The organism is Candidatus Zixiibacteriota bacterium, assembly GCA_018820315.1.
Classification (GTDB): domain Bacteria; phylum Zixibacteria; class MSB-5A5; order JAABVY01; family JAHJOQ01; genus JAHJOQ01.
This window is the reverse complement of sequence record JAHJOQ010000073.1, coordinates 87,911-99,430: the sequence shown is the minus strand read 5'-3', so window position 1 is coordinate 99,430 and position 11,520 is coordinate 87,911. Positions and strand designations below refer to the sequence as shown.

At 51.5% G+C, this 11,520-nt stretch carries 9 protein-coding genes; all 9 read right to left on the bottom strand.

Going from position 1 to position 11,520, the window contains the following annotated elements; translation table 11 throughout:
* Positions 1-2: 2 nt before the first annotated feature.
* The 9 genes from KKH67_06920 to larA all read right to left on the bottom strand — a co-directional run bounded on the left by KKH67_06920 (position 3) and on the right by larA (position 11,416).
* Complete coding sequence (locus KKH67_06920) at positions 3-2,186, bottom strand: hypothetical protein (protein ID MBU1318916.1); 2,184 nt, start codon at positions 2,184-2,186, stop codon at positions 3-5.
* Position 2,187: 1 nt separating this feature from the next.
* Positions 2,188-3,753: an apolipoprotein N-acyltransferase gene (gene lnt, locus KKH67_06915; GenBank protein MBU1318915.1), complete on the bottom strand. Its 1,566-nt coding sequence runs from the start codon at positions 3,751-3,753 to the stop codon at positions 2,188-2,190.
* A gap of 118 nt (positions 3,754-3,871) precedes the next feature.
* Positions 3,872-4,915, bottom strand: a complete 1,044-nt coding sequence (purM, locus tag KKH67_06910; protein ID MBU1318914.1) for a phosphoribosylformylglycinamidine cyclo-ligase — start codon at positions 4,913-4,915, stop codon at positions 3,872-3,874.
* Positions 4,916-4,996: 81 nt separating this feature from the next.
* Positions 4,997-5,443, bottom strand: a complete 447-nt coding sequence (rpiB, locus tag KKH67_06905) for a ribose 5-phosphate isomerase B (protein ID MBU1318913.1) — start codon at positions 5,441-5,443, stop codon at positions 4,997-4,999.
* A 47-nt stretch (positions 5,444-5,490) separates the two neighbouring features.
* Positions 5,491-6,264, bottom strand: a complete 774-nt coding sequence (locus tag KKH67_06900; protein MBU1318912.1) for a sulfite exporter TauE/SafE family protein — start codon at positions 6,262-6,264, stop codon at positions 5,491-5,493.
* Between the two features lie 4 nt (positions 6,265-6,268).
* Positions 6,269-7,678: an O-antigen ligase family protein gene (locus KKH67_06895; protein MBU1318911.1), complete on the bottom strand. Its 1,410-nt coding sequence runs from the start codon at positions 7,676-7,678 to the stop codon at positions 6,269-6,271.
* Positions 7,679-7,940: 262 nt separating this feature from the next.
* Positions 7,941-9,185, bottom strand: coding sequence for an isocitrate dehydrogenase (NADP(+)) (gene icd, locus KKH67_06890; GenBank protein MBU1318910.1), 1,245 nt, complete (start codon positions 9,183-9,185; stop codon positions 7,941-7,943).
* Between the two features lie 23 nt (positions 9,186-9,208).
* Positions 9,209-10,141 carry a malate dehydrogenase gene (gene mdh, locus KKH67_06885; GenBank protein MBU1318909.1) on the bottom strand — a complete coding sequence of 311 codons (933 nt, stop codon included), beginning with the start codon at positions 10,139-10,141 and terminating at the stop codon, positions 9,209-9,211.
* A 24-nt stretch (positions 10,142-10,165) separates the two neighbouring features.
* Entirely contained in the window at positions 10,166-11,416 is a 1,251-nt protein-coding gene (gene larA / locus KKH67_06880; GenBank protein MBU1318908.1) for a nickel-dependent lactate racemase, read from the bottom strand.
* Between the last annotated feature and the right edge of the window lie 104 nt (positions 11,417-11,520).

Sequence of the window (11,520 nt, the reverse complement as noted above, 5' to 3'; positions counted from 1 at the left end):
AGCTACTTGCGAACAAGGGCTATCTTGCCTGTATGACTCTCGCCGTTCGGAGTCACTATGTAAAAGAGATACAGACCTCCGGCAACCAGTTCACCACTATCGTTGCTGCCATCCCAGCCACGCGATGTAGACGTCTCCGCCACCAGCTCACCTGCAAGAGTGTAGATCGATACATCTGCCACTCCTTCGAAGTTGAAGAAGACTTTCCCATGATCCGGGACCAGAAACGGACTTGGATAAGCTAGGACTTCATCCACCTGAGTAGTCAGAATTCCAATCGCGTAGTCAAGTCGCGATAAACCGGAGGAAGTTCCGATCCACAGAAAACCATCATCAGCGTAATGCAACGACGTGATTTCATTGCCTGCTATGTTGCTGTTGGCAGTGGTGAAGACTTCGAATCCCGATCCATCGGCGGTGAGCGATACCAGGCTGTTTGACGTCCCTATCCATAGGTTATTCCTTGGGTCAATCTCGATAGCATTTATCTGCGGACCTGCTCCGGATGGCAGTTCAACCCGTATGAATCTGTCTATTCCTTCATCGAAATATGCCAGTCCGGCGTTGGTTCCTACCCAGACCGTACCGTTCAGATCACTTGAAATAACTCTGATATCGTCAGAAGGCAGATTCTCCAGCGTTGTATACAGTCGGCTGGAAACATCCGAATGATCAAAGGGATCACTGCCTAAGGTGGTGCGGTATAGACCCGCATTCTCGTATCCGGTCCAGAGGATTCCATCGACAACGTGAATCGAAATTATGAAGTGATCGGTCAGCCCCTCCAGATTGGTGTAGTAATCCCATCTGTCCGTGGCGGGATCATAGAAGCTGACAGGCCGCATCGGATACCCTCGGTAGCACGGAAACCAGATTCTCCCCGCTTCATCGACATCGAGATCTCGCAGCACGATATAGTTCTCTCCATCCGCATCCCCATTACCGTACAGCGAACTATTGGTTGTGTCGTACTTGATTAGCGAATCACCATGAAGGCGCAATGCGCCATTCTGCCAGGTACTCACCCAGATATCATCGTTATGATCCACCTCAAGTGCCCACTGTCCAGCGTCAGAAACAGGCAGCGTAATATGCGCCCACTGATCGTCATCGAAGCTGGATACAAACGGCGGCTTAAGAACGGTCCATATTGTTCCTTTGCTGTCGGCAGCCACATCAACAATCGCGTTGGATGCCGGACCGCCAACCAGGACATTCGTCCAGCCGGTCGAACTGATGAAAAGACCCTGTTCCTCCGTGCCGACGATAACGTTGTCACCTGCAATTACCGAAGTCCTGAGGGTGACATCCGGCAATCCGGTGAGATCATGCTGATCCAGTGACGCACCATCGTAAGTGTAGATGCCGGAAGTCGCCGTAATCCGAAGCTGCCCTGTATCACTTCGTATCTGTCTGACGGCAGCATTCGCCAAACCGACTCTTTCCCATAAATATGCACCGTCCACCTCGATGACTGTGTACAGCCCGGAAGTAGATCCAACTACATAGACACCACTCAGGATCGCAACAGACGTGATATCCCCACTGGCAAAGTCGACAGAATTCGCCTCAGTCACTGAGCTCCAGTGGGTGAAATCCTGAAGGAACTCGTCGCTGATATCAGCAATAGAGAGCCCTTCAAGACTTGCGGCTACAATGACGCTTCCCTCGATGAATACTGAAACAACAGGCGATTCAACGGTCAAATCGCCCAATCGACGGTAAGTCTCCTTTATCTCTCCACCATTGCGAAACATGTCAAACTTGCTGACTCCAATATCGGTAGCAAGCCAGAGGAAATCGGCCGAGGTCTCCATATCATGAATTGCGATGCTGTTGCCATCTCGATCGCGAAGTACGAAGATTCGCCAGCTGCCATCAGAGGGATCGAATCGCGATAGCTTTCCAGTATCCGATCCAAACCAGATGTAGCCGCCGGCAGCTATGCCAGAGCTTATCGTATTATCTCCGAGCCCTTCGGAATTCGTGTACTGGATCAGGTTGGAACCATCGGGATGAAATCGCAGCACACCACCGCCGGTCCCAGCCCACAATTCTCCTCCATACTCGAGTATCGAATTGACTTTCCGTGAATCGGTGTAGGTCTTCCACGAGATCGCTTCCGGACTGGAAGTCCATAGAAATACCAGCGTAAGAGCCGCAATTATTGCTATTATCAGACGCATATCAGTACCTGATTAGTTTAACAATCAAACCTGCCAAAAGAAACAAAAAAGTCACGACAAGACAGAGTTGCGGCAACCAGAATCCATGAGTAGTGAAGAAGGTCTTCTCCGCAATTCTCCCAATCTCGCCGTACACAATCGTTCTGACTTCAAGATCGCTACGCCCGTGCTTTCTTCCGTATGGATCAACTGTAAACGAGAATCCCGAATTCGCGGAGCGGCCAATCCATGTCCTGTTCTCAATGGCGCGGAACGAAGCCATCTGCATATGCTGGTAAGGTCCGGCAGTTCTGCCGAACCATGTATCATTTGTTATCGCGACGAAGAACTCCGCACCTTCGATAACAAATCTTCTGACAAGATCGGAGAAAGTCAACTCGAAGCAGATCAGACAGGCATATTTGCCCTTGTGATGCTCGAAAAGCAAAAGTGTGTCGCCGGCGGAGAAATCTGACTGTCCCAGGTCGATCTTCTTGATGAGAGGAAAATAATCAGCATAAGGAACTCGCTCCGAGAATGGAACAAGCTCCATCTTTTTGTACGGAATCTGCGTTTGTCCCTCAGGGGTGAACTGATAGCAGGCGTTGAAAGCTCTACGCTCTCCAGCAGGATTCTGGTCGGATGCAAGCGTGCCGACAAGCATGTAAGTTTGCAGACTCACTGCAAGCTGCTGCGCCCAGGCGTAGTAATACGGCTCTTGCGCGAGATACATGGGAGCTGCCGTTTCCGGCCAGACAATCAAATCGGCACCCTCGGCATGAGCGGCTCTTGTAAGGCTATCGTAGACCTGGAAGTTGTGGTCTCGCATTGCCCTGTTCCACTTGATCTTGAGCGGGAAACTCCCCTGCAGCATTGCCACCTTGATATCTGGATCGTAGTCAACGGGACCGGAATCATACGCCAATGCCCCCACGAACAGTAGCGCAATGCCAACTACTGGTACGGTTGCTCGCTTGAGACTGCGTCTCGCGCGCCACGCAAAGTACAGCAGCAGATTCACGATTGCTATCCAGAAAGATATCCCGATGTCACCCCAGAGATCAGCAGTCTGGATAAGGGGCAGGTAATACGACTGTGTATAGCCGAGATTAGTCCAGGGAAACGCGAACTGCGACAGCGTGCGAACGTACTCGACGGCAGCCCATATGAACGGAAGCGAGACAATGAAAACCCTGCGACGATTCAGAAGCCAGCAGAAGGCTCCCATAATGACAGCATAATATAACGCATGAAAGACAGTCATGCCAAGAAATCCGAGAACTCCGGAGATTGTCGCTGCGATGAAGGGATTGATGAACTTCAACCCGCTGCCGGCATTGAAGGCAAAGGCTGTAACCCAATTCAGACTGAACAGACTGATCTCAAACCCGAGGAGATAACCGAGCTGGAATCCGCGCTTGAACGATTTGCCTTTGGCAACGAAGAAAAGCGGGATCAGGCAGATATATGCAAGAAACCCAAATGGAAGCGGCGCAAACCCGGCTGAAAGGAGAAGTGCGGCTACCAGGATCAGCCTCTTGTCGCGATCGGTGACAAACGAGCTAATGTAGTTGTATATTCGAAGCACGAGCCATCCTATTCCGCCTACTTCCTCCGAGGATCACAACTGTCGCTGTCGATTAGGCAATTAGGGCAAGAAAGATGCACCATGCAATCAAAAAGTGGGCGACTGACTACGGGAGGACTTATGTGAGATAGATCAACTCAACAGGTGACGTACCGGTCGCAATCCTTCCGATCTCAAGTGGCTTCGCTTGGAGACTGCCATCATCGAGAATACTCGTGGCCTGTTCGCGGCTAAGGACAGCGACCAGGCCGATGCCCATATTAAAGGCTCGATACATTTCCCTGGTCTCGATGTTGCCGAGCTTCTGCATGAGGCTAAATATCGGAGGAATCTCCTGATTCCCAACTTCGACCTTGGCGCAGAGACCGTCAGGGATTATCCTGTTCAGGTTACCCGGAATGCCCCCTCCAGTGATGTGAGCCATTCCCTTTACCCCGAGCCTCTTCAGAGCACGAATTTCTTCCAGATAGGAATAATGCGGAACAAGAAGCTCCTCGCCGAGAGTCCTGCCGAACTCCTCGACTTTTCTATCTACTTTCCATTTCGCCACATCGAAAAATACCTTACGGGCAAGCGAGTATCCATTGGTATGCAATCCAACCGAGGGGAAACCGATCACCACATCACCGTCAGTGATTCCGGAACCGTCAATGACTTCACCCGAACCAACCACTCCCACTATGAAGCCCGCGAGATCATACTCTCCTCGCTTATAGAAATCGGGCATCTCAGCTGTCTCGCCGCCGATCAGGGCGATTCCGGCTTTCAGGCAGGCAGTGGCGAATCCTTTAACAATCTGCTCGATCATATCGGGATCGAGCTGTCCCGTGCCGATATAATCGAGGAAGAACAATGGTTCGGCACCGCAAACCGCTATGTCGTCAATGCAGTGATTCACCAAATCGGCGCCGACAGTGCTGTGAATGCCGGTCATGAATGCGATCTTCAGTTTGGTGCCGACACCGTCGCAACTTGATATGAGTATTGGGTCCGCGATTGCCTTCGTGTCGAATTTAAATGCCCCGCCGAATCCACCAAACTTGCCCATCACGTTCTTGGTGAATGTCGCCGCAGCCAGAGACTTGATTTTCTCGGTTGCAGCACCGGCCCGGTCAAGATCGACACCGGCCGAACTGTAGTCTATGTGCTCTTTATCTGGCATGGTGCTCCATATTAAAACAATCAGCCGTTCTGGTCAAGTGCAATCAGATACTCCCCCAACGAGCCTTATCTTGTGGTGATCTCAGTCTCCCTCTATCTGATTGATTCGTTTTACATGACGGCCTCCTTCGAACTCGGCCATCAGCCATGCATCGACTACTTTCAGAATCATATCGGGCGCGATCAGCCGCTGTCCCAGAGATATCATGTTTGCGTTGTTGTGCTCTTTTGCCAGCCGCGCAGAATCCTCGCTCCAGCAGACAGCACACCTGATCCCCTTCACTTTGTTGGCTACCATAGCTTCACCATTGCCACTGCCGCCGAGCACTATTCCGGCGGGAAATTCACCACGTGCGACCGCCTCAGCAACCGGCCTGATGAAGACCGGATAGCCGACCGACTCTTCTGAATTCGTGCCGAAATCGGCGACCTCAAGTCCCCTGTCTCCGAGGTACTTCTTGATCTTCTCTTTATACTCATATCCTGCATGATCGCATCCGATAGCGATCTTCGTGATGCTGTAGGCCATCTTCTCTCCCTGAGTGCCGTTTCATTCCTGCGAACAATGCCTTGCCATCAAAATAACCCCTTGATAAGATCAAACAAACCCAAAAACACCGATGCAGATATTATGACAACCGCCATTAGCAGCCAGCGGACAAAAGCGGCGCCTCGCTTAACTGCCATTCTTGCAGCAACCCACGCACCTGACATATTCCCAACAGCCAGGATCAATCCTACCGACCAGTCAACTTGCCCATTGATGAGAAACACCACCAGCGCAAGAGGAGTAAAACAGAACACTATGAGCACTTTCACAGCATTGGCACGGACCAAGTCGTAGCCAGCGCTCAGCACCAATCCTGCAAGCAGAAATATCCCGACTCCGGCCTGGATGAAGCCACCGTAAGCTCCAATTCCAAAGAAGGTGAGAATCTGAATCCAGCTCAGGCGTCCAACGGCAGATTCCGGCCGCCCCACCAGCCATCTCTTTGGACGGACGATCATCACCGAAAGCATCACGACCATAAGCAGCCCGATGGCTTTGCGCATCATCTCTTCGTCGAGTATGACGGCGATCTGAGCTCCGATGATCGCTCCAATCACTGCCGGTGCCGCGAGTATCAGTCCGCGACGAATATCGAGCACTTTCTGCCTTCGGAAACTGCTAACGGAAACAACGTTCTGAAGCAGTATGGCGACACGGTTGGTTCCGTTGGCAACATTTGCGGGAAGGCCGAGGAAGATCAGGAGCGGCAGCGTGATCAACGAGCCACTACCGGCAAGTGTGTTTATGAATCCGGCAATGAATCCGGCAGCGACGACTGCGATGTAAAGGTACCATTCCAACTATTTACTCCGGGCCGGGAGGAATATCAGGTGGTCCTGGGTCATGTCTGACTCGATCCGAAGTTTTTGAAATCATTTGGCTAAACGCACCGGCAACGAAGATGGCAAACATCGAGTCATTGACGAATACTCCGAACGGTATTCTATTTTCGAAGAGACCATGCGCCATGATAGCGACGATGGCAGCAATAACAAATGACGACAGTCGATGCATTTCTCCGGTCAGTTGACGGCGAATTCTGAATATATAGCTGAATGATGCAGCCAGCGTCCAGAGTGTCAGTGCCGCGCCAATCAGTCCGAATTGGGCGGTCATGTTCAGAATTCCGTTATGTATTATTCCCGCCTCGGCTGGACCGTGTGCCAGCAAAATGACTCTTGGGTCCGTCCAGCGCACATAATCCGAGAATACCGTGCCGACACAACTCGTCCCGACTCCCGCCAACGGATAGTCGGATATCAAGTTCATTGCGGACCTCCAGAGTTCATCGCGCATCGTCAGGCCGCTGGCCAGCCTCAGTATTCGTGAAACCTGTGTGATTGTATCTGAGAAAATCCCCGACAATAGGATTAATGCTATTCCGGCAAAGACAGCACTGTAACCGACTACTACGAGTTTCTTGCGACCGCTGAACCAGAGATAAACCGTGCAGAAGGTTGCCAGCGCAAACATCGCTGAACGTGATCCGGTTAGAACGATCACATACGCCAAACCAATCAGCGCCAGCAGCGACAAGAGCTTCAGAGACTTGTTTCTGAAATAGTCGATTGAGAACAATGATATCGATGCAGCGATATAGGTGTATCCTGCAACGGCATTGGGCTTCATGTTTACCAGCCACAATCTGGAGAGTCCTCCGATAATGTGCTCTGAGACTCCGGCGAGGACGAACGCAATCGCTAGAACTAGTTGAAAAATCAGGATATTCCTGAATATGTCTCTCGCTCTGAGAAGTTGATACGAGAGCATAAAGATGAGTAAAGGCATCAGGAGAAACACGAATCCCCTAAGAGCATGATTCAAGTTCATTGCGAACAGAGTCCTGAAAATGATCCACCCGAAGAGAATCAAGAACGAAGTCAGCACCTTGGAGGGGGGCAGTGCAAACCGTTCTCCCCTGAAGAACAGCCCTGCAGCAGCAACACCTGCCATCGAGAATTCTATGGCGTAGCTGACAGCGTCGTAGCCGCTCCCAAACCGTATAAGCCACTCAAATGCGAAGGCAGCGAGAAGCAAATATAGGAAGCCGTGCCGGATGATTCCGACTCCGGCGACAAGAGCAAGTACAATCACCACTGCAGCAATCTTAGCCGGCTCCACAAGAACAGATGCGAATACGATTATTGTATAGATCAATGCCAGCGATAGCACTGAATGCCAGGAGATCATGTTTGCGGTTCTGAGATCAGCCAATTGCGACACCCATGCACTAGTATTCCAGTCACTCTGGAGCGAATATAAGCCCACCACCCTCAATCTACCAGAATATTTTCTGGTCAGGTGTAGCGAACCGAAAGCATCGGTGATCGCATTGCAGTGGGCGGCAGATCTCCAGAGGCTGCCACAGTCCCGTGTGGCCGTGATCTCTGATCGCGGTTCGCATCACACAAACAAGAAACGCCGACCGGTACAAGACCGGTCGGCGCTCTATATCGAACAAGTTCGAAATAGGGGGCTACTTCAGATTCTTGATGATCTGCGTTCCGTACTCGGAAGTCGACAACTTTGTCGCACCGCTCATTTGACGCTCAAGATCATACGTTACCGTCTTCTTCTTGATCGTCTCCTGAATTGCATCATATATCTTCTTCGAAGCATCATCCCAGCCGAGATACTCGAGCATCATGCAAGCCGAGAGAATCAGCGATCCCGGGTTGACCATATCCTTGTCGGCATACTTCGGAGCAGTGCCGTGAGTAGCTTCGAACAGTCCGATATGGTCGCCGATATTGGCTCCGGGAGCCATACCGAGCCCACCGACCTGCGCAGCGCAAGCATCGGAGAGATAATCGCCGTTGAGGTTCGGCGTACAGATAACGTCGTACTCTTTCGTACGGGTCAGAATCTGCTGGAACATCGAATCGGCAATACGATCCTTGACGACGATCTTGCCATCAGGCGCTTTACCGTCGAATTTCGACCAGAGATCATCCTCGGAAACTGTCTCGTTTGCGAATTCGCGCGCTGCGAGCTTGTATCCCCAGTCACGGAAAGCACCTTCGGTGAACTTCATGATGTTCCCTTTGTGTACCAGCGTGACCGATGAGTGCTTCTTGTCGATCGCGAAATTGATCGCCTTTTTCACCAGCCGCTCAGTACCCGTGATCGAAATCGGCTTGATTCCGATTCCGGAATCGGCGCGAATGTTCAACTTGAAAGTGTTGTTCAGAAAATCGATGACCGACTTGACTTCAGCCGTACCCTGCTGCCATTCGATACCTGCATAGACATCCTCGGTGTTCTCACGGTATATGACGACATTCATGTCTTCGGGATGCTTGACCGGCGATGGGACACCTTCGAAGTATCTGACCGGACGCACACAGGCGTAGAGTTCGAGAACCTGACGAAGTGTCACGTTCAGGCTTCTGAATCCACCACCGACCGGAGTCGTAAGCGGGCCTTTGAGTGCAACGATATACTCACGAATGGCATCGAACGTATCCTCCGGCATCCATTCGCCATATTTCGCATTCGCATTCTCACCGGCATAGACATCAAACCAGACGATTTTCTTCTCGTCGCCGAAAGTCTTCTCGACAGCGGCATCCACCACTCTGCGAGTCGCCTTCATGATATCGCGCCCGATGCCGTCGCCTTCGATCACCGGGATAATTGGCTTGTTTGGTATATTCAGCTTACCACCTTCAACAGTGATTCTGTCACCGTTGGTCGGCGGTTTCAACATCTTGTAATTCATTCAGCGGTTCCTTTCAATTCGAGCTAATATCCCAGCTCTTTCAGATGCTCTTTGTAAGTGTTGCCTGACTTCTGCAGAAGCTCAAGATCCGCTACGCTGAGCTTGAGTTCGAAGATCTTCTCTACACCGTTGGCACCGAGAACGCACGGGACACCGATGTAGACATCTTTGAGACCATACTGGCCGGTTAGGTACGCCGAGCATGGCAAAACTCTCTTGCGATCTGAAAGAACTGACTCGACCATATCGACGGCAGCGCGCGCCGGAGCATAGTATGCCGATCCGGTCTTGAGCAGCTTGACGATTTCGCCGCCACCCGTTCTGGTGCGATCGCAGATAGCCTGGATGCGATCCGCAGGAAGCAACTCAGTGATCGGGATGCCGGCAACGGTCGTGTATGACGGAACCGGTACCATTGTGTCGCCGTGGCCGCCGAGCACCATCGCCTGTGTGTCATTTACGGACACGCCGAGCTCCATCGCGACAAACGTACGGAAACGAATGGAATCGAGAATGCCGGCCTGACCGAATACGCGGTTGGTCGGGAATCCGGTCACCTTCCAGGCATGATACGTCATCAGATCGAGCGGATTCGCAACCATGATGACCATCGATTGGGGGGCGTGCTTGGCAACATTCTCAGAAACAGATTTGATGATCGCTGCATTGGCCTTGAGAAGATCTTCGCGAGACATGCCCGGCTTGCGAGCGAGACCGGATGTGACGACGACAATGTCGGAATCCTTGATTTCCGCAAAGTCGAACGTACCAACTACACTGCAATCGTAGTTATCGATCGGACCGGCCTGCATAAGATCGAGCGCCTTACCGGCAGGCATGCCTTCTTTCTCGGGAATATCGACAAGCACTATGTTGCACAGGTTCTTCTGAGCAAGATACTGAGCAACCGATGCACCAACGTTACCCGCTCCTATAACTGCTACTTTCCTTCGCATGAAATCCTCCTGTTCCGTTTGATACTATGCGGCCCGATCCACGTGTGGAACGACATGGCCTGCATCCAATATAAACATTACCTTTGACTCTTTTCCAAACTTCTCTAATTCTTCATTGATCTTCGACTGCAGATCATCGATCGGATCGAGATACACACGTCGGACAATTTCCGGATCGACATCAGTCTTGGCAAATATGCTGATTCTTTTCTTCGCCAACGCAGTTCTGTACAGCTTGTGGAAACCGAGACTCCATCCCTCGACCTTGGCGTTAAGAACATCCTGAGGCTCAGGATACTTGGCGGCGAGATTCAGGAACTCATCATTGCCGACGCCTTCCTGGCATTTCGAGACGACAATGATCGAACCTCCATCCATCACCAAACCTTTCGTATTCTCATACACTTTCTGCATCTGATAGAGATTCCTGTCAAGCGGAGGCGAATTGACTGCAACTACAACCGGATACTGACGATCGACTTTCTCGACGAATACCGATCTCGCGCAATCGACCGCCCGGCCGAAACTGCTCCACAGATCGCCGGTGAACACGCCAACAACATCCTCGTGCGTGTTCAAGACGAGCTGAATCGCGTAGACTCTCGACAAATCGAGCAGATCGACAGCCTCCCTGAGCGACTCTGCAAAAGGGTTGCCCTCGAGAATGCAAGGCTGGCAGTCACTGCTGACAGCGAGAGAGTGATTCGCTTCAATAGTACTCTTGTGCGCGAGTCCGGGTACAAAAGACTTCGGGCCGCCTGAGAAACCAGCAAAGTAGTGCGGTTCCACGGAGCTGATCACAATCACCTTCTCAGCCCAGCCGAACAGCTTGTGCACAAGAACATCTTTGCCGCTCCTCCACTTGCCGATGCAGTCGAATTGATCTGCGTCGTACGCATCTGAGTATGCGATCCCGGACCGGGAAATATCGCACCCATCTCCCAGAATCCTGTCGATTTCGGAATCAGTAGGCTTTCTGTGCAGGCCGGTTGCCACGATTAATCGCACGTCTGAAATCTTTCTCAAGTATTGACTCAGCTCCGCGAGCACAAGATGCGATGGCGTCCACCGATAGGAGTCATTCACAACAACAAGAACTCTGGTCGAATCTCCGAGAAACTCTCCAAGTCGATCAGCAGCGAGCGAATCCTTGATGAGAGATGACACGTTCCTCGCAGCTACCTGACGCTTCTGTTCGATCAATCCGCCAAAGTGTTCATCCGGCACGGTGATCTCCAGCTTGTCGTCGCCATATGGAATTCTAATTGTCATCATCCGTTGATTCCGTCTCAGAAATCTCCAAAGAAAAACGATATCTCAGCCTTTGCAGTCTCGGTCAAATCAGGCTTGATTATCAGCAGCTTCTTCTCCATCGCTCC